An 18236-nucleotide genomic window follows, 5' to 3' on the forward strand; every position below is an offset into this window, starting at 1 on the left:
GATGCATGGATCAGCCCTCGTCAGGGCGCTCGGGATCGGCGGCGGGCAGCTTGCCCTTGCGCCGTGGCGGTTTCTGCAGCAGCGCCGGTTTCTCCGGCGGCTCGCCAGGAGGCTCGCGCTGGGCGAGCTGTGCCTGCTCGGCCTCGGCCAGGCTGCGGGCCATGCGCCAGTGGCGCTCGGCCTGGCCTTCGGGGCGGCCCTCGGATTCCCATATCTGGTGGGCCAGTTCGCGGACGCGCGCTTCGTCGATCTTCATGGGCTTGCCTCCTGGTGCTCGTCGACGCTGATCAGCAGGTTGACCGGCAGTTCGCCCAGCACTTCGGCCACCGCCAGTTCGCCGCCGTCGTCCCGGTGCCCGGCGGCCAGGCCCTGCCAGTGACGGCCGGCCAGTTCGGCGGGCAGGCGCATTCGGGTGTCGCCCCAGCGTTCGGGCGGCACCTGCGGCCTGTCTTCCAGCAGGCCCGCGCACAGCCGCGGCACCAGCACCAGCAGGTGCCGGCCGGCCTGGCTGCGCAGGAAGCCGAAAAGGCAATCGGCGTACTCGCCGTGCAGTTCGAGCGGCTGGTAGCTGCCCTGGCTGAACAGCTGCGGCCAGCGCCGGCGCAGTTGCAGGGCCTGGCGCAGCAGGGCCTGCTTGATGCGTCCGTCGCGCCAGTGCTGCAGCAGCTGCGGCCAGTCCGGCTGCGCCTGCAGGGCGGCCTGGCGCCGGGCGTAGTCCGGCGTGCGGCGGTTGTCCGGGTCCACCAGGCTGAAGTCCCAGAACTCGCAGCCCTGGTACAGGTCCGGCACGCCCGGGGTGGTGCAGCGCAGCAGGCACTGCGCCAGGCCGTTGAGGGCGCCGGCGGGCATCAGCGCCCGGGCCGCCGCGGCAATGGCCTGGCGCAGCGCCTGGCCGGCGGGTTGCAGGAGCAGGGCGTCGAGGAAGTCCGCGCAGGCGTTTTCATAGGCCTGCACCGGCGCGCTCCAGTCGGTTTCCAGCTTGGCTTCGCGCAGGGCCTTGAGTTGCCATTGGGCGATGCGCGCGTGGTAGGCGCGCAGCCCCTCGGCGTCGTCTTCCGTCAGGTCGTGAGGCCAGCTGGCCAGCAGGCATTGGTAGAGGATCAGTTCGTCGCCGCCGCTGGGCGCGTGGGGCGTTTCGGGGTGGCGCAGGGTCGCGGCCAGGGGCCGCCACTGCGCCACCTGCTCGGCGAACCAGGGCGCGCGCTCGCTCAGCGCGGCCAGGCGGGCGCGGCAGTCCTCGCCGCGCTTGTGGTCGTGGGTGGCGGTGGCCAGCAGGGCGCGGGGGTAGTCGGCCAGGCGCGCCTGGCAGGCGGCGTGGAAGTCCGCCGGCGGGGCCGCCAGGCGCTGCGGGTCGAAGCCCACGTCGTTGCGCCCCAGGGCCGCGGCGTGACGGTAGCAGGCGGTGTCTTCCAGGGCCTTGGCGGCGATGGGCGGGGTCAACTGCTGGAAGCGCGCCAGCACCTGCCGGCGCTTCTGCCGCAGCGGCCCGGGCGGCACCGCGCGCAGCGGCTCGCCACCCAGCACCCGGTCGAGCCAGGCCAGGGTGCGGCGGTCGTGCTCGTCCAGCCGTTCGGCCGCCAGCGCGCGGGCCTGTTCGAAGTAGCGCCGGTCCTGCGCGGAGCGGCCGCAGGCGCCGGCGTAGCTGCGGTACACCGGGAAGGCCCGCAGCAGCTGGAACAGTGCGCGGCGGATGGAGCCCAGCGGCAGGTCGCGTCTGGCCAGGTCGGTGCGCGCCAGTTGCCAGAGCTGCTGGGCCATGCCTTCGAGGTCGCCGGCGAAGGCGCCGCACAGCACCCATTCGCGGGCCGCCAGGCGCTCTTCGTCGAAACCCTGGCGGCGGCCGCTGGTCTGCTCCCAGAGCGCGCGCAAGGGGATTTCGCCGCGCGGGTCGTGCTGCAGCAGCGACACCTGGTTCATGAAGTCGTAGCCGCTGGTGCCGTCCGCCTGCCAGTCCGCCGGCAGGTGTTCGCCGGGGGCGAGGATCTTTTCCACGTACAGCGGCGCGGCGCCGTCGCAAAAGGCGCGGCGCAGGCGCCGGCAGTAGCCGCGCGGGTCGGCCAGGCCGTCGACGTGGTCGATGCGCAGGCCATCCACCAGGCCTTCCTGCATCAGTTGCAGGAGGTAGGCGTGGCAGGCGCCGAACACGTCCGGCAGCTCCACGCGCAGGCCGACCAGTTCGTTGATGTCGAAGAAGCGCCGCCAGTTGATGTCGTCGGCCGCCACCCGCCAGTTGGCCAGGCGGTAGTGCTGGTGTTCCAGCAGGCGGTGCAGGGGGCGCCAGTCCTGGCCTTCGGCCACCCGGTAGAAACCCAGCAGGCGTTCGCGCAGGGCCGCATCGCCCAGCAGCGCGGCCAGGCGCCGGCACAGCGCGGTGGCGAGGACGCGGGCCTGGGGGTGGCCGCGCAGCTCGGCGAAGCGCGGCGCCAGTTCGTACAGCGGGCCCTGCTCGGCGTGCACCAGGATCATGCCGTAGCTGGCCGGGCACACCGGGAAGCAGTGCTCGCCATAGTGCAGCTGGAAGCAGCCGGCGTGCTCGGCGAAGCCCAGGCGGATGCGCCCGGCCTGCAGCTCGTCGAGGTAGTCGCCGCCCAGGCAGGGCAGCAGCACCTGGCGGTCCAGTAGCGGGTCGTCGCTGCGCCAGTGGATGTCGAAGAAATGCGCGTAGGGGCTGGCCAGGCCCCACTTGAGCACGTCCTGCCACCAGGGGTTGGCCTGGCCGATGCGCATGTGGTTGGCCACGCTGTCGACGATCAGCCCCATGCCGCGCAGGCGCAGGCCGCCGACCAGCCGGCGCAGGGCCGCCTCGCCGCCCAGCTCGGGGTTGATGCGGGTGGGGTCGACCACGTCGTAGCCGTGGCCGGAGCCGGGCTGGGCGGTGAGCAGCGGCGAGGCGTAGAGGTGGCTGATGCCCAGCTCGGCGAAGTAGTCCAGCCAGGGCAGGGCGTCGTCCAGGGTGAAGTCGCGGTTGAACTGCAGGCGCAGGGTGGCGCGGATGGCGTTCATCGCTCGCCCTCCCGGCGCGCCTGGTCCAGCCGCTGCAGGCGCGCGTCCACCGCGGGGATGTCGAGCATCTGCCCGGCCTGCGCCGGGTAGCGCCGGCGCCAGTTCGGGTGTTCGTCGCCGGGGCCGGGCAGGTTGGGCTGCTCGACGCTGCCCAGGGCGTCCTCAAGGGGCAGCAGCACCAGTGGCGCCGGGGTGCGGCCGACGAACTCGATGGCGCCATCCAGCGCTTCGCGACCGATGCCGTCCTCGTCCAGCGCCCGGGCCAGGCCCTGGACCTCGCGCTGGCGTTCCTCGCGGTCCTGCCTGGCCTGCTCCCCGCTGCGCTGGCCCAGGCGTTCGCGCCAGTCGATGTCGTGGCCCTGGCGCCAGCCTTCGAGGCTCGGCAGGTCGTGGGTGCTGGTGGTGGCCAGGGCCTCGGCGGACCACTGCCGCGGGGCGTGGAAGTGGCCGCCGGCCTGTTCGAAGAGCAGCACCCGCATGCCCAGGATGCCGTGTTCGGCGAGGCGCTCGCGCAGGCCCTCGGGAATGGTGCCGAGGTCTTCGCCGACGATCAGCGCGCGCGCCTGCCAGGCTTCCAGGCAGATGAGCCGGAGCAGGTCGTCCAGCGGGTATTCCAGGTAGGCGCCGGCCTGCGGCGGCGCGCCCTCGGGGATCACCCAGAGGCGACGCAGCCCCAGCACGTGGTCGATGCGCAGGCCGCCGGGGTAGCGCAGGTTGGCCCGCAGCATCTCGATGAAGGCGCGGTAGCCGTGCAGGCGCAGGCCGTGGGGCGAGAAGGCGCAGATGCCCCAGTTCTGCCCGGCGCGGTTGAGCACGTCGGGCGGGGCGCCGACGCTGACCCCGGCCAGCAGTTCGTCCTGGCGCATCCAGGCCTGGCTGCCGCGCGGGTCGGCGCCCACCGCAAGGTCGGCGATCAGGCCGATGCCCATGCCGGCCTCGCGCGAGGCCCGCTGGGTGTGTTGCAGGCTGCGCGCCAGCAGCCACTGGCAGAACTGCTGGAAGTCGATTTCCTCCGGCTGTTCGAGCAGGAACCGGCGCACGCCCTCGGCCTCCGGGCGGCCATAGGCCGCCGGCCAGCGGCGCCAGTCCAGGCCATCGCCGGCTTCGCCGCGCCGGCGTTGCAGGGCCTGGAAACAGCAGTGCTGCAGCAGGGCCTCGCCACCGTCGCGGCGGAAGCGCTGGAAGTCTCGGCGCAGGCCGGCGTCGGCCCGGGCGAAGCTGGCGTGCAGCTGGCGCAGCAGGCGTTCGCGGGCCCGGGCGCTGCCTGGCCAGTCCACCAGGGGCAGGCTTTCCAGTTCGTGCAGTTCCCCGGCGAGCCCGGCCTCGGCGATGGCCCGGTCCACCGCGGCCTGGCCGAACACCTGGCGCGGCGCGGCGTGCAGTTCGTTGAAGAACAGCCGGCTGGACGGCGAGTAGGGGCTGTAGGCCTGGCGGGCGGCGGCGAACATGGCGTGCAGCGGGCTGATGGCCAGGGCGTCGGCGCCCTTGGCGGCGGCGCTGCGGGCCAGGGCCTCCAGCGCGGCGAGGTCGCCCAGGCCGCCGTCGCCGGGCTCGCGCAGGGCGTACAGCTGCGCCGCCAGGCCCCAGGCGCGCCGGCGCCCGCCGCACAGTTCCGGCACTTGGGGGCAGCGCGGCGGGGCGACGGCCAGAGTCAGCTCGCGCTCGGCCAGTTGCAGGCGGTAGTAGCCGCATTGCGCCAGCGGGGGCAGGGCGGTGGCTTCGTCCAGGCGTCCTTCGATGTCTTCGCCGCGCTCGGGGATCAGCCGGAAGGCCTCGTTGGGCCTGGCCAGACGATCCAACCGCAGCGGCCGGCCCTGGTCGAGGGTCAGCAGCGACGGCGGCGCGGCGCGCTCCTGGCGCACCAGGGCGAGGCTCTGGCGCAGCTGTTCGGGGCTCTGCGCCGGCAGCCCCAGGGCCTCCAGCACCTGGCGCAACACGTCGGGGCCGGCCTGCTGCGGGCGGTTGTCGGCGTCCACCCAGTCGGGCTTCAGGCCCACTTCGCCGGCCAGGTCGCGCAGCAGCGCATCGCTCATGGGCTTTCCTCCAGGCTCAGGGCCAGGCTGCCGGGGGCGAGCCGGCCGGCGCGGTAGTCGGCGACTTCCTGGCCTTCGCAGAAGAGGATCTGCGCCTGCGCCGCCGGCGCTTCGACGAAGACTTGCTCGCCGCCCAGGTTGAGTTCGATGCGCCACAGGCTGCCATCGCCCAGGCGCCAGCGCGCGCTGACCGCCGCCTCGCCCAGGGGCACTGCGCCCAGTGCGCGGGTGCCGCCCAGGCGCGGGATGAGCCAGGCGTGGCGCAGCTCCAGCAGGCGCCGGTAGTGGGCGCGCCAGTTGCCGTCGGCGTGTTCCGGGCGCGGCCGCGAGGCGACGAAGGTTTCGTAGTCGTTGGGCTCGGGGATGGCGCCGGAGAAGCGGCCGAAGGCGGCGAACTCCTGGCGCCGCCCGTCGCTGACCGCCTTGGCCAGCTCGCCCTGGTAGTCGGTGAAGTACAGGAAGGGGTTGCGCTCGCCCCATTCCTCGCCCATGAACAGCATCGGCACCATGGGCGCCAGCAGCACCAGGGCCACCGCCACGCGCAGGCGCTCGGGGCGGCTCAGGGCGACCAGGCGCTCGCCCAGGGCGCGGTTGCCGACCTGGTCGTGGTTCTGCAGGAAGGCCACGAAGGCCAGCGGCGGGAGGTCCGCGCTGGGCTCGCCGCGCGCCCGCCCGCGATGGTCGCGCTGGCCCTGGAAGACGAAGCCTTCGCCCAGGCAGGCGCACAGCTTGGCGGTGGTGGCCTCGGCGTAGTCGGCGTAGTAGCCCTCGCGCTCGCCGGTCAGCAGGTGGTGCAGCACGTGGTGCAGGTCGTCGTTCCACTGGGCGTCGAAGCCCTTGCGCAGCAGGCTCGCCTGGTTGTCCTCGTTCTCCAGCACCAGGTGCAGGTGGCGGCCCTGGGCGGCGGCGCGGGCGCGCCCGGCCAGCTCGACCAGGAAATCCTTGTCGGCGATGGCGTGCACGGCGTCCAGGCGCAGGCCGTCGACGCGGTAGTCGCGCACCCACATCTCGGCGTTGCCGATGAAGAACTCGCGCACCGCCGGGCGGGCGAAGTCGATGGCGTGGCCCCAGGGCGTGGGCTGCTCGCCGAAGAAGCCTGAGGCGTACTCGCCCAGGTAGTTGCCCTGGGGGCCGAAGTGGTTGTAGACCACGTCGACGAAGACCATCAGGCCCAGCAGGTGGGCCTGGTCGATCAGCCGCTTGAGGTTTTCCGGCGTACCGTAGGCCGCGGCCGGGGCGTAGGGCAGCACGCCGTCGTAGCCCCAGTTGCGGCGCCCGGGGAAGGCGCCCAGCGGCATCAGCTCGATGGCGGTGACGCCCAGCTCGACCAGGCCCGGGAGGAAGTCGAGCAGGGCGGTGAAGCCGTCGAACAGGCCCACGTGCAGTTCGTAGAGCACCGTTTCGTGCCAGGGCCGGCCGCGCCATTCGCGGCTCTGCCAGGCGTAGGCGGTGTGGTCCAGCACCAGGCTGTCGGCTTCCACGCCGCCGGCCTGGGCCCGTGAGGCCGGGTCGGCCACCGACAGGCGCTCGTCGATGCAGAAGCGGTAGGCGCTGCCGGCCGCGCAGGGGATTTCCAGGCTGTACCAGCCGTCGTCCATGGCCTGCATGGGCAAGCGGCTGCCGTCACCCAGTTGCAGGTCCACCCGGCGCGCGTCCGGCGCCCAGAGGGCGAAGCGCGTCAGCCCGTCGGGTTGCGGCAGGGCGCCGGCGCGGGGCAGTTGGCGGCTCATCGGCGCACGCTCGCGGGCAGCTCCGCGAGCAGGTCGCGGTACAGCCGGGTGTAGGGACGGGCCGCCTCGCTCCAGTAGGGCGGGGCCTCCATGGCCTTGCAGCGCATGGCGTTGAGCAGCTCGGGGTAGCGGTAGATGTTCAGCGCGCGCTGCACCGCTTCGAAGTAGCTGTCCGCGTCGCCCTCGCGGAACAGCAGGCCGGTGACGCCGTCGACGATGGTGTCGGCCAGGCCGCCGGTGCAGCGGGCGATGGGCAGCGAGCCGAAGCGCTGGGCGTACATCTGGCTCAGCCCGCAGGGTTCGTAGCGCGAGGGCATCAGCAGGAAGTCGCTGGCGGCGTAGATGCGCCGCGCCTGGGTTTCGTCGAAGCCGATGCGCACGCCCACGCGGCCGGGATAGCGCTCGGCCAGCCGGGCCATGGCCTGCTCCAGCGGCGGCTCGCCGCAGCCGATCGCCACCAGGCGGCCGCCGGCCTCGATCATGCGGTCGGCGATGGCCAGGGTCAGGTCGATGCCTTTCTGCTGCACCAGGCGCGAGACCACGGCGAACAGCGGGCCGCGCCCGGGCAGCAGGCCGAAGCTGCGCTCGACGTACTCGGCGTTGCGCCGCTTGCCCTGCAGGTGGCGGGCGTCGAAGCGCGCGACGAGGTGCGGGTCGCTGCGCGCGTCCCAGCTGGCGTCGATGCCGTGGGTGATGCCGCTGAGGCGGCCCTCGCGGTGGCGCTGGGCGAGCACGCCCTGCAGGCCGCAGCCGAAGGTTTCGCCGGTGATCTCGCGGGCGTAGGTCTCGCTGACGGTGGTGATGTGGCTGGCATGGTTGAGGCCGGCCTTGAGAAACGACAGCCGGCCGTAGAATTCCATGCTCTCCGGCAGCCCGGCGTGCTCGGGCAGGCCCAGTTCGGCGCAGCAGCCCAGCGGGCAGGCGCCCTGGTAGCCGAGGTTGTGGATGGTCAGCACGCTGGGCGTGGCCTGGCCGCGCCAGGCCATGTAGGCCGGGGCCAGGGCGCTGGGCCAGTCGTTGACGTGGAGCAGCTCGGGGCACCAGCCGGGGGTGGCCAGCCCTGCGGCCAGGTCGGCGGCGGCCAGGCTCAGGCGGGCGAAGCGGATGTGGTTGTCCGGCCATTCGTTGCCGGCGTCGTCGCCGTAGGGGGTGCCGTCGCGGTCGTAGAGTTCGGGGCAGATCACCACGTAGACGCGCAGGCCGTCGTCCAGCTGCAGCTCGCCGATGTCGCAGGGCGGCAGCGCGGCCAGCCCCGGCAGGTGGCCGACCACCTTGCAGGCCACCGCGCCCTTGAGCACCTGGCGGTAGCCGGGCACCAGCACGCGGATGTCGTGCTCGGCCAGCAGCGCCCGCGGCAGGGCCGCGGAAACGTCGCCCAGGCCGCCGGCCTTGACGAAGTCGGTGAGCTCCGATGTGACGAAGAGGATCCGCCTGCGGCGCCTGGGCGCGACTTCCGCCGTGAGGGAAAACGGTGGCAGCTCGGGTGGGCAGGGGTCTTCCAGGCGCGCATCGGCCAGCAGGTTTTGCATCTTCCGCTTCCTCTTTGCAGTGGGCCGGGCAGTCCTGCCGGCCGCATGGGGTGGTCGCCTTCGCGGGCGGCCTCTTCCGGGGGACCGGAACGCACGGCGCGAAGTTTCGATTTTCTGCCGGGGTAGGCCGGCGGGTGCCGCTGTCACGCAGGCTCGCGGGCAGGCGGCGGGGCATGGGTGGCTCGCCATTCTTTCGGTGTATTGCGCAAGAGCGGGAAGCAGGCTCCGTACCAGGCGATGCGCTTGTTTCAGGTGGTTGATTTGGAAGGAGAAAGGGAGTGGTTGATAGCGTTGTGATGCGGGCGTGTTGCACGAATGGGGTGGGGGTGCCGCGCATTTTGCAGGGGTGGTAGGGAGGGCGTTCTGAGTGGCTTGTGGTGCGTGGGAGCCAGTTGCTTCGACCTGGGTGTTTCTGCGCCGCACCGAGTCTGCCCGACCGTCTTGTTTCGCCCCCTCGGGCGAGTCCCTTTTGTCAATCGGTGGAAGGCCACCCCCGCAAAAAGGAACCAAAAAGGCTTGCCCCGCATACGGGCCCGATGGAGCCGGGCTACCCTCGCGAATTCCTCCGCCACGGAGGCCCGCCCCGAGGGTACGTCCCTGTAGCCCATCGGGGCTCTCGCGACATCCATGTCGCATGACCTCCTGAGCGCCGGTTTCGCTCGGCCTGCTGAAGGGGCGTTTCGGAGTGCGCGGATGTTTCTCTGGAAGTCCGAATCGCGGACAAGGTCCGCTCCTACACCTCCGGCAAACACCACACCCCGTAGGATGGGTTGAGCGAAGCGATACCCATCACCATGACCGCATGGGTTTCGCAAGCTCAACCCATCCTACGAAAAGCGCCCCGGCGCGGCCTGCAAGACATCTGGCGTATCTGCGCTTCGCGGTCCGGGTCCATCGTCCTGTTCTCGCTTCATCGGGCGTGTAGAACCACTGACTGCGGGCACAGTCGAGTGTTCATGTGCCACGCACGAAGGGAGCGGCCGCATGATCCACGCCGAGAACCGCCGTATCGTCATCGCCACCTCGCCGCAGGCCGAACCGGCGCCCGAGGATGCCTGCAGCAACCGCGAACTGGCCCGCTGGCTGGCGGAAATCCAGGGGCTGGAGTTCTTCGACGGCCCGCCCGCGGAACGCGACCCGCGGCGGCGCTACTACTGGGTGCCCAGCGACACCCTGGTGGGCCGCGAGCAGGCCCGCCAGTTGGGCGTGCAGGGGCCGCTGGACCTGTTCGGCGGCTACGTCGAGCAGGCCCACCAGGCCGGCAAGGCCATCGTCCACCCGCTGATCGAGCAGGCCGCGTTGACGCCCAAGGGCTGGGCGGCCGGTTTCGCCGAGCGGGTGGCGCCGGTGGTGCTGGACGGCCACAGCGCGTTCTGCCGCCAGGACGCTTGGCGCTGCGCCAGCGCGCGCCTGCCGCGCGGGCCGCAGCGGCTCAAGCCGGCCGGCGGGCGCGGCGGCCTGGGGCAGCGGGTGGTGGCCGATGCGGATGAACTGGAGGCCGCGCTGGCGGGCTACGACGAGGCGGACTACCTGGCCGGCCTGGCCATCGAGGACGACCTCGACGCGGTGCGCACCCACAGCGTCGGCCAGGCCCAGGTCAGCGGCGTGCTGCTGTCCTACCACGGCTTCCAGCAGCAGAACCGCAACGCCCGCGGCGAGCTGGTCTACGGCGGCTCCGACCTGCTGGTGGTGCGCGGCGGCTTCGACGCCCTGCTGGGGCTGGACCTGGCCGCCGAGGTGCGCCTGGCCATCCAGCAGGGCCGGGCCTTCGACCGGGCCGCCAGCCAGTGCCTGCCGCATTTCTTCGCCTCGCGGCGCAACTACGACGTTGCCCAGGGCGTGGATGCCGCCGGCCACGCGCGCAGCGGCGTGCTGGAACAATCCTGGCGCGTCGGCGGCGCCAGCGGCGCGGAACTGGCCGCGTTGCAGGCCTTCGTAGCCGATCCGGCGTTGCAGGCGGTGCGTGCTTCGTCCTTCGAGATATTCGAGGACAAGGCGCTGCCGGCCAATGCCCGGGTGATCTACCGCGGCCCCGACCGGCGTGGCGACTTCCTGTTGAAATACGCCATGGTGGAGGACCTATGACGCCTTATGACGAGCGCGTCGACATCGATGTCGACTCCCTGCGCCTGCAGGGCAACTTCCTCAGCCCGCGCACCCACGTGCCCGGCGTGCTCTTCGTGCACGGCTGGGGCGGCAGCCAGCAGCGCGACCTCAAGCGCGCCCGCGGCATCGCCGGCCTGGGCTGCGTGTGCCTGACCTTCGACCTGCGCGGGCACGGCGCCGAGGAGCGCCAGCGCGAGTGGATCACCCGCGAGCACAACCTGCGCGACCTGCTGGCCGCCTACGACCGCCTGGCCGCGCACCCGCAGATCGACCCCGAGGCCATTGCCGTGGTCGGCACCAGCTATGGCGGCTACCTCGCCTGCATCCTCACCGAGCTGCGCCGCATCCGTTGGCTGGCCCTGCGGGTGCCGGCGCTGTACCGCGACGAGGACTGGGACCGGCCCAAGCGCGAGCTGCCCCGCGACGACCTGATGGCGTACCGCTCCAGCCGCGTGCCGGCGGCGAGCAACCGCGCCCTGCGCGCCTGCGCCGCCTTCACCGGCGACGTGCTGCTGGTGCAGTCGGAGCACGACGACTTCATCCCCCGCGCCACCATCCTCAGCTACCGGGCCGCCTTCCAGCAGACCCACTCGCTGACCCACCGGATCATCGACCAGGCCGATCACGCCCTGAGCACCGAGCTGGCCCAGGACGCCTATACCGACATCCTGGTGCGCTGGATCACCGAGATGGTGGTGGGCGAGCGCGCCAACCGCCTGGTGCTGGGCTGACGCACGCCGGGGTGCTCCTTTGGGCGGCCAGGGAGGTGCGCCCGGCGAAGCTGTGCTTTGCTGAAGCGATTCGGTGGAGGAACGCCATGTCAGGAACGATCGCCAGCAACGCGCAACTGGTGGAGGACGCCCGCTATCGGTTGCTGATGGAGGCAGTGACGGACTACGCCATCTACATGCTCGACCCCAACGGCCTGGTCGGCAGTTGGAGTTCCGGGGCGCAGCGGCTCAAGGGCTACGAGGCGCGCGAGATCATCGGCCGGCATTTTTCCTGTTTCTACCTGCCCGCCGACCGCGAGGCCGGGTTGCCCGAGCGGGCGCTGGCCACCGCCGCGCGCGAGGGCCGCTACGAAAGCGAGGGCTGGCGCCTGCACCGCGACGGCTCGACCTTCTGGGCCCACGTGGTGATGGACGCGGTGCGCGACGACAGCGGCGAGCTGCTGGGCTACGTGAAGATCACCCGCGACCGCACCGCCCAGCACGAGACCGAGCAGGCGCTGCGGCGCAGCGAGGAGCAGTTCCGCCTGCTGGTCAACGGCGTGTCCGACTACGCGCTGTACATGCTCGAACCCGACGGCCGCGTGGCCAGCTGGAACTCCGGGGCGCAGCGGATCAAGGGCTACCGCCCGGAGGAGATCGTCGGCCGGCACTTCTCCTGCTTCTACACCGTCGAGGATTGCAACGACGGCGTGCCCGAACGCAGCCTGAACATCGCCCTGGCCGAGGGGCGCTACGAGGAGGAGAGGCTGCAGGTGCGCAAGGACGGCAGCCGCTTCTGGGCCAACCTGGTGATCGACCCGGTCCACGACGAGGCCGGCACCCTGCTGGGCTTCGCCAAGATCACCCGCGACATCACCGACAAGCGCTACGCCCAGGAGGAACTGGAGCGGGCCCGCAACGAGCTGGTCCAGTCGCAGAAGATGGAGTCCCTGGGCCAGCTCACCGGCGGCGTCGCCCACGACTTCAACAACCTGCTCACGGTGATCATCGGTGGCCTGCAGTTGCTGCACCGGCACCTGCCGGCCGACGCCGAGCGCGTCCAGGACATCTGGCGCAATGCCCTTGAGGCCACCCGCCGCGGCGCCCAGCTGACCCAGCGGATGCTCGCCTTCGCCCGCAAGCAGCGGCTGTTCCCGCAGCCGATCGAGCTGCCGACGCTGCTGCAGGACATGAGCGAGCTGCTGCTCAGCTCGCTGGGGCCGACCATCACTATCGAAACGCGCTTCCCGCTGCACCTGAACCGGGTGATGAGCGACCAGAACCAGCTGGAACTGTCGATCATCAACCTGGCGACCAACGCCCGCGACGCCATGCCCCAGGGCGGCGCCATCACCATCTCGGCGCGCAACGAGACGCTGCTGGACGGCCAGCGCACCAACCTGGCCGGCGGCGACTACGTGTGCCTGGCGGTCTCCGACACCGGCCAGGGCATGGACGCCGAGACCCTGCGCCGGGCGGCGGAGCCTTTCTACACCACCAAGGCCACCGGCAAGGGCACCGGCCTGGGGTTGTCCATCGTCCACGGCCTTGCCCAGCAGCAGGGCGGCGCACTGATATTGCACAGCGCGCCGGGGCAGGGCACCACTGCGGAAATCTGGCTGCCGGCGGTGCTCCCGGCGGCGGACGGCGAAACGGACGACGCCGAGGACACGGCGGCCCAGGCGGCGCTGCCGGAAACGGTGGAACTGCGTGTGCTCATCGTCGACGACGACCCGCTGGTGCTGACCGGCACCGCGGCCATGCTGCTGGAGCTGGGCTGCGAAGTGCGCCGCGCCGACTCCTCGCAGCACGCCCTGGAGCTGCTGGAGAAGGAAGGCGATGCGTTCGACCTGCTGCTGACCGACTACGCCATGCCCGACCTGGACGGCATGCAGCTGATCCAGCGCGCCCGGCAGACGCACCCGGCGCTGTGCTGCGTGTTGATGAGCGGCTATTCGGCGCGCCTGGAGGGCTGCCCCGCGTCGCTGCGGCGCCTGGCCAAGCCCTTCGACCGCGAGCAGTTGCTGGCACTGCTGGTGGAGGTGCAGGCCGAGGCCGGAAAAACCGAACCAAACTGAGGCGCCGCTTCCAAAGCAAGGGTGACAGCCACCCTTGCCCAGGAGGTACGCCATGGCCCCGTTCACCGAACTCCAGCGGCCCCAGCCCGAGCAGCCGCCGACGCTGCCCGAGCGGGAAAGCCAGGTGCCCGAGGACTTCCCCGAGGAGGTGCCCATGCAGCAGCCCCCGGAGGAGCCGCTGCCGCCTCCGGGCTCACTGCTCCAGGTATTCGCCGCTGCCGGCCATGCTCTGCCCCCAGAGTTCGAGGAAGGCGAAGGCCGTGGTCAGTAGCGCCAGGAAGCCGAAGCCGAGGATGCAGCCGGCATAGAACACCGCCTTGCGCTGGCGCAGGTGCATGAACACCGGCAGCCCGCTGAACAGCAGGAAGGCCGAGCAGGCCGTGGCCAGCGCGGCGGCGAGCAGCATCAGCCAGCGCGAGGGCACCAGCGCCACTACCCCGGCCAGCATCAGCGGCACGGCGATGGTGGTGGTGAAGGCCATGCTGCGGCCGATGTCCGGTCGGCTCTCGGTGCGGAACAGCACCCAGCGCACCAGGTAGGCCATGATCACCACCCCGCAGAGAAAGCCCAGGTAGCACCACAGCGCCAGCAGCGCGCCGCTGCTGGCGCTCAGGTACTGCGTCTGGTCGTTGCCCGGCAGTCGCCAGCCCACCTGGGTGGTGCCGATGAACAGGCAGATCGCCGGGATCAGCGGCAGGGCCAGCCACAGCGGCACGAAGGCCCGCGGGTGACGGTCGACGCTGGCGCTGAGGTCGTCCCAGGCGTGTTTCGGTTGGGTCAGCAGGGTCGTGAACGGGATCATCGATGAGCCTCCTTCCGTTGCGGCGGGCTGTCAGCGGGAATGCTTGCCCTTGCTACCGGCGTCCGGCAGTTCGCTTTCCAGCAGCGAGCCGGGGTCTTCGTTGCCCGGGTCGTTGATGCCCGGATCGCTGATGCCGCCGTTGGGCGGCGGGGTGGTTTCCTGCAGGGGGATGTCCATCGGCAGGACGGCGGCGCCGGAGACCTCCCTGAGCCGCGGCAGCAGTTCGTCGCGGAAGCGTTGCTGCTGCTCCTCGGACAGCGCGGCGAAACCGTGCTCGAGGATGTAGCGGGCGAGGATCTCCTCGCGGCTGTCCGGTTCCAGGCTGCCCTGGGCGAACAACTGCCGCAGCGCGGCGGTGAATGCGGCGTCCTGATGGTCGTTCCAACCCATGTGCCGGTCCTCCTGTAGGTCGATGGCTGGCCGCCGGCATGACCCCCGGCGGTCTCTCGGAGGACTGGAGGGCGGCGGCCATGTTCAGCCACCGGGACGAACGGTACGCCGCCGCGGCGCCGGTCCAGGCGATGGAACCTTGGCCGCGCGGGCCGGCCCACCGCAGACATCGACTGTGCCGAGGAGGTGCGCCATGACCCCGTTCGTCTCCCTGATGCTGATCGCCGTGGCGGTGATCATCGTGCTGCTGGACCTGTGGGCCATCGTCAGCGTGTTCCGCAGCGACAAGGGCGTGAACGCCAAGGCCCTGTGGGCGCTGCTGATCGCCATCTTCCCGGTGGTTGGCCTGGCCATCTGGGGCATCGCCGGGCCGCGCGGCATGGCGCAGCCGCCGGGCTCGGCGGAGCACGGCGAGTGAGCGGCCGGGCAGGGCAGGTTCAGTCGGGCAGCAGCGGGTTGCGCGTGTTCTTCAACCGCTCGACCTGTTCGGCCGGGGTGCCGATCAGCAGGTGGGCGAATAGCCAGGGCTCGACGCCCATGGCGCGGGCGTGGATGCACAGCTCGGCCCAGCCCTTGCGCAGGCGGTAGGCCTGTGCGTCTTCGTTTTCCTTGAGGCGGGACAGTTCGATCTCCCGGGCCAGGGCAGGAACGCGGCGAAGAAACTCCGCCACGGCAGCCTGCCGCTGCGCGGAGTTCAATAGGATTTGCATGAGGAGGGGAGGAAAAGCCTGGTGAAGGGAAAGGCCCCGAGAACATCCAGGGAAATATGTAGCAGAAGACCTGAAAAAGTACGCCTGTAAGTGCGGTGGCTCAAGCGAAAAAGGCCATCAGTTGAAATTATGGATACGACGTTGCGCGCAAATTTCGAGCAATTCGCCGTATGCCGCGGATTCACTGGGTGCGAAGAAGCGATAGCATCATTTGGATATCAGCATGATGCGGTCATCGGCCGGCAATCCTTCATGCAATATGCGGGAATCGGCTTTATCGGTTCGATTTTTCAATGTCGATTGCGCCACCTGCCAGGCTCTGCCTGAATAGTTATTGCGAACTCCCCTTGATATGCACGCCCCAGGGACGGGGTGCTTTTTTCAAGCATCCATTCACGCCCTTGCCGATGCATTTCGGCGCATTGGTGAGGTCGGCGTCTGCCTGGCCACCGCCATCCACCTGCTCAACGGGCTGTACGACGCGCGCAGGAGCACCAGCCGGTGCTGGCCATCGTCGGCCAGCAGGCGGTGACCTCCTTGGGCAGCGATTACCAGCAGCAGGTTGAACAGGCTTCTTCGGGACCGGAGAAGCGGCTTCAGCGGAAGGTCATATGTCTGCGCAACGCCTTGAGTCTTTCCAATTCTTCGCTCGGCGTGCCGAGCAACATATGGGCGAACAACCAGGGCTCCAGCCCCGAATGCTTGGCTTGCGCGCAAAGTTCGCCCCAGCCCTTCCTGAGTCGATAGGAGTCCAGATCCTCGTCGCTTGCAAGTTGTGAAAGTTCTATCTCTCTGGCCAGGGTGGGCACCAGGCGCAGAAAGACGTTGACCGCCTCTTGTTGCTGTTGCGGGGAGAGCAATCTTTCCATCGGGCGACTTCACGATATGGGGTTGGATTTCTGCAAGACGCCGACAGGTTGCGGAAGGGAAAACTAAGGTAAGCCCCGGGCTGTTTCAAGGCGGAAAACCGGCGTGAAGAAATTTTGAATATAACCTTGGTGAGGTTTTTTAACATTGCCGGTTATAAGCAGAAAAGTTGCCGATGGCAGCGCCGCGATAGCCAGTGGATATCAGGCGAATTACACGGATTACATGGCAAAATGCACGCCTTATCAGGAGCTTGTGAAGGGTTTCAACAGTATTTTCAATGAATGTGGAAGCGCCCTGGGCTTGTACCTAGAATCACTTCGGTTCCTTTGTTCAGATGCCTCGCTTCAGGGATGAAGCTTCTTTTTCCCACTCTGATTGCACCCGGCGCAGCCGTTCGACCGCGCCGGGACGCCGCTCATTTGCGCGCCCCTTCAGGGCGAGATGGGGTCGCTGGCCGGAAAGGTTTCCTCCAGGGCGTTGTCCACGCGCTTTTCCTGGCTTTCGCGAGCCGGCCCAGGGATGACGCCAGGCGCTGCCTCGGCATGCCCGTCCCCGTGGCCGAGCAGCGCCGCCTTGACCCGACAATGGCCGGTCAGGCCGCGCTTGACCATCAGCGCCGAGGCGCCCACTTCCAGCCAGCCCTGCAGGCCGCCGCGACGAAAACCGTTGCGCATCCCGGCCAGGCCCAGGGCCACCGAGAACAGCCGCTCCCAGCGGCCCAGATTCTGTGCACTCATCTGTTGTCCCTCTGTCTGCATGGGTGGATGGGCCTCAGGCCGCCAGGGCCTGGCCGATGGCCTCGTTGAAGGCCGGCAGGTCGCTGGGGTTGCGCGAGGTGATCAGCGTCCAGCCCTGGGCCGGGCAGACCTTGACCTGCGCGTCCACCCACTCGGCCCCGGCATTGGCCAGGTCGGTGCGCACGCTGGAATAGGAGGTCAGCGTCTTGCCGGAGACCACGCCGGCATCGATCAGCAGCCAGGGGCCATGGCAGATCGCCGCGACCGTCTTGCCGGCCTCGGCGAACTCGCGGACCAGGCGCTGCGCATCGGCATCCTGGCGCAGGGTGTCGGCATTGACCGTGCCGCCGGGTATCACCAGGGCGTCGTAGTCCGCGGCGCTGGTGCCCTGGAGCCGGGCATCGGAATTCACCGTCACGTCCTTCTCGCTGTCCTTGAGCCAGGTCTGGGCTTCGCCGCCCTGGATGCTGGCATGGCTGACGCTGGCGCCCTGATCCTTCAGGGCCTGCAGCGGGCGCAGCAGTTCGTCGCGCTCGATGCCGGCGTTGGCGGTGATGATCAGGACTTTCTTGCCTTGCAGGTTCGCACTCATGATCGGGCTCCTTCGCTGAAGCGCCACGCGGGCGCAGTGGCCGGCCACGCCTCGCGGCGCGGCACTCACCAGGCTTTGGAAGCCGTGGCGGCGGCGAGTTCGAAAGAATTGCCCAACGGAACAGCGCGCCGCTGCTCGGTGCGTTCGAACCCATGGCGGGCCGGGCAGTCGCAACAGGCAGGGCCGGCGCGAAACACCGGCAAGCCAACGAAACGAACAGCGCGGGAGACACGCCATGAGCTACGACTGGGACCTGATCGAACAACTGCTGCTACACGCCCAGCAATGCGCCGACGAACCCTACAAGGCCCGCGAGTACGGCGAGGAGGTGGCCGAGGAACGCCTGGCCCAGGGCGAGCCGCTGGGCGGCAGCGTCGACCACATCAAGCGCGTGGCCGGCGACCTGGAGGGCGTGCTGTTCGACGGCGGCTTCATCCAGGACCGGCCGCGAGACCATGGCGGCACCGGCAACAACTTCGAGCTGACCGAGCGTGGCGTGCGCCTGCTGACGCTGATCGGCCGCAGCTTCCCGGAGCACCTGGTGTTCCGCCGGCTGCTCGACGAGCAGGGCGAGGAGGCGCTGAGCGCGGAAACCTTCGACGCCCTGGCCGCAAGCGCCGCGCGGGACCGAATCGACGACAAGCCGATGATCTGAGGCGAGGTGCAGCGATAGACATTGGTCTGCGGGGAAAAGTGCTCACCGAAGTCATCGTCGCCAATGTCCACTGGCATTTGCAAGTCACTGAAAAAAGGGCCGAAAGGCCCTTTTTTCGTTCCAGCGAAAACTACTGGAAATCATCCCGCCCAGCCCTCCCTTCCGCCGAGCCCCGGACAGAAAGACCGCCGGGTTGCCCCGGGCGGTCTTTTCAATTGGCGGTCTCGCCCATGCGCAAGCCGCAGCCGGGCACGCGACCCGGGCGGAATCGATTGGCTCGCGCGTCCCGCG

Annotated in this window: 16 protein-coding genes and 1 pseudogene; 6 read left to right on the forward strand and 11 right to left on the reverse strand. The window is 70.0% G+C overall.

Annotation, left to right across the window (positions count from 1 at the left end):
- Nucleotides 1-10: 10 nt before the first annotated feature.
- Genes PcP3B5_RS13365 through glgA form a run of 5 tightly spaced genes read right to left on the reverse strand, consistent with a single transcriptional unit; the run spans nucleotide 11 to nucleotide 8295 of the window.
- The gene (locus PcP3B5_RS13365) at nucleotides 11-256 is read right to left on the reverse strand and encodes a DUF2934 domain-containing protein (RefSeq protein ID WP_009619832.1); all 246 of its coding nucleotides are present in this window, start codon (nucleotides 254-256) and stop codon (nucleotides 11-13) included.
- Nucleotides 253-3003, reverse strand: coding sequence for a malto-oligosyltrehalose synthase (treY, locus tag PcP3B5_RS13370; RefSeq protein WP_061561540.1), 2751 nt, complete (start codon nucleotides 3001-3003; stop codon nucleotides 253-255). The genes PcP3B5_RS13365 and treY overlap by 4 nt, the downstream gene beginning before the upstream one ends.
- Nucleotides 3000-5036 (reverse strand): 4-alpha-glucanotransferase, encoded by a 2037-nt coding sequence (gene malQ, locus PcP3B5_RS13375; protein WP_061561541.1) that lies wholly within the window; start codon nucleotides 5034-5036, stop codon nucleotides 3000-3002. The genes treY and malQ overlap by 4 nt, the downstream gene beginning before the upstream one ends.
- Nucleotides 5033-6766, reverse strand: coding sequence for a malto-oligosyltrehalose trehalohydrolase (gene treZ, locus PcP3B5_RS13380; protein ID WP_061561542.1), 1734 nt, complete (start codon nucleotides 6764-6766; stop codon nucleotides 5033-5035). The genes malQ and treZ overlap by 4 nt, the downstream gene beginning before the upstream one ends.
- Nucleotides 6763-8295 (reverse strand): glycogen synthase GlgA, encoded by a 1533-nt coding sequence (glgA, locus tag PcP3B5_RS13385; protein WP_061561543.1) that lies wholly within the window; start codon nucleotides 8293-8295, stop codon nucleotides 6763-6765. Before glgA ends, treZ begins: the two co-directional genes overlap by 4 nt.
- 984 nt (nucleotides 8296-9279) lie before the next feature.
- On the opposite strand from glgA, the gene PcP3B5_RS13390 reads away from it, so the two are divergent.
- From PcP3B5_RS13390 to PcP3B5_RS13400, 3 genes are all read left to right on the forward strand, one after another.
- Nucleotides 9280-10380: a DUF3182 family protein gene (locus tag PcP3B5_RS13390; protein WP_061561544.1), complete on the forward strand. Its 1101-nt coding sequence runs from the start codon at nucleotides 9280-9282 to the stop codon at nucleotides 10378-10380.
- Nucleotides 10377-11132, forward strand: coding sequence for an alpha/beta hydrolase family protein (locus PcP3B5_RS13395; RefSeq protein ID WP_043317116.1), 756 nt, complete (start codon nucleotides 10377-10379; stop codon nucleotides 11130-11132). The genes PcP3B5_RS13390 and PcP3B5_RS13395 overlap by 4 nt, the downstream gene beginning before the upstream one ends.
- Nucleotides 11133-11218: 86 nt before the next feature.
- Nucleotides 11219-13189: a hybrid sensor histidine kinase/response regulator gene (locus PcP3B5_RS13400; protein ID WP_061561545.1), complete on the forward strand. Its 1971-nt coding sequence runs from the start codon at nucleotides 11219-11221 to the stop codon at nucleotides 13187-13189.
- A gap of 193 nt (nucleotides 13190-13382) precedes the next feature.
- Here PcP3B5_RS13400 and PcP3B5_RS13405 read toward each other — a convergent pair whose 3' ends face one another.
- Both PcP3B5_RS13405 and PcP3B5_RS13410 read right to left on the reverse strand, forming a co-directional pair.
- Nucleotides 13383-13991 (reverse strand): Yip1 family protein, encoded by a 609-nt coding sequence (locus tag PcP3B5_RS13405; protein WP_058072352.1) that lies wholly within the window; start codon nucleotides 13989-13991, stop codon nucleotides 13383-13385.
- Nucleotides 13992-14021: 30 nt separating this feature from the next.
- On the reverse strand, nucleotides 14022-14381 hold the full coding sequence (locus tag PcP3B5_RS13410) for a hypothetical protein (protein WP_061561546.1): 360 nt from the start codon (nucleotides 14379-14381) through the stop codon (nucleotides 14022-14024).
- 193 nt (nucleotides 14382-14574) lie between these two features.
- Between PcP3B5_RS13410 and PcP3B5_RS13415 the strand changes: the two genes are divergently transcribed.
- A complete protein-coding gene (locus tag PcP3B5_RS13415; RefSeq protein WP_009619843.1) occupies nucleotides 14575-14799 on the forward strand; it encodes a PLD nuclease N-terminal domain-containing protein in 225 nt (74 codons plus the stop codon).
- 19 nt (nucleotides 14800-14818) lie between these two features.
- On the opposite strand, the gene PcP3B5_RS13420 is transcribed toward PcP3B5_RS13415, so the two are convergent.
- Complete coding sequence (locus PcP3B5_RS13420; protein ID WP_203228551.1) at nucleotides 14819-15052, reverse strand: hypothetical protein; 234 nt, start codon at nucleotides 15050-15052, stop codon at nucleotides 14819-14821.
- 418 nt (nucleotides 15053-15470) lie between these two features.
- On the opposite strand from PcP3B5_RS13420, the pseudogene PcP3B5_RS32155 reads away from it, so the two are divergent.
- Nucleotides 15471-15667 (forward strand): annotated as a pseudogene (locus tag PcP3B5_RS32155) (thiamine pyrophosphate-binding protein); the annotation flags it as partial.
- A 20-nt stretch (nucleotides 15668-15687) separates the two neighbouring features.
- On the opposite strand, the gene PcP3B5_RS13425 reads toward PcP3B5_RS32155, so the two are convergent.
- The 3 genes from PcP3B5_RS13425 to PcP3B5_RS13435 form a co-directional block, all read right to left on the reverse strand.
- Nucleotides 15688-15960: a hypothetical protein gene (locus tag PcP3B5_RS13425; protein ID WP_009619846.1), complete on the reverse strand. Its 273-nt coding sequence runs from the start codon at nucleotides 15958-15960 to the stop codon at nucleotides 15688-15690.
- A gap of 432 nt (nucleotides 15961-16392) precedes the next feature.
- Complete coding sequence (locus PcP3B5_RS13430) at nucleotides 16393-16698, reverse strand: YgaP-like transmembrane domain (RefSeq protein WP_009619847.1); 306 nt, start codon at nucleotides 16696-16698, stop codon at nucleotides 16393-16395.
- A gap of 34 nt (nucleotides 16699-16732) precedes the next feature.
- A complete protein-coding gene (locus tag PcP3B5_RS13435) occupies nucleotides 16733-17290 on the reverse strand; it encodes a type 1 glutamine amidotransferase domain-containing protein (RefSeq protein WP_058072349.1) in 558 nt (185 codons plus the stop codon).
- Between the two features lie 235 nt (nucleotides 17291-17525).
- On the opposite strand from PcP3B5_RS13435, the gene PcP3B5_RS13440 reads away from it, so the two are divergent.
- Nucleotides 17526-17945, forward strand: coding sequence for a hypothetical protein (locus PcP3B5_RS13440; RefSeq protein WP_043274036.1), 420 nt, complete (start codon nucleotides 17526-17528; stop codon nucleotides 17943-17945).
- Nucleotides 17946-18236: the final 291 nt, after the last annotated feature.

Source organism: Pseudomonas citronellolis (genome assembly GCF_001586155.1).
In the GTDB taxonomy this organism is placed as follows: Bacteria; Pseudomonadota; Gammaproteobacteria; order Pseudomonadales; family Pseudomonadaceae; genus Pseudomonas; species Pseudomonas citronellolis.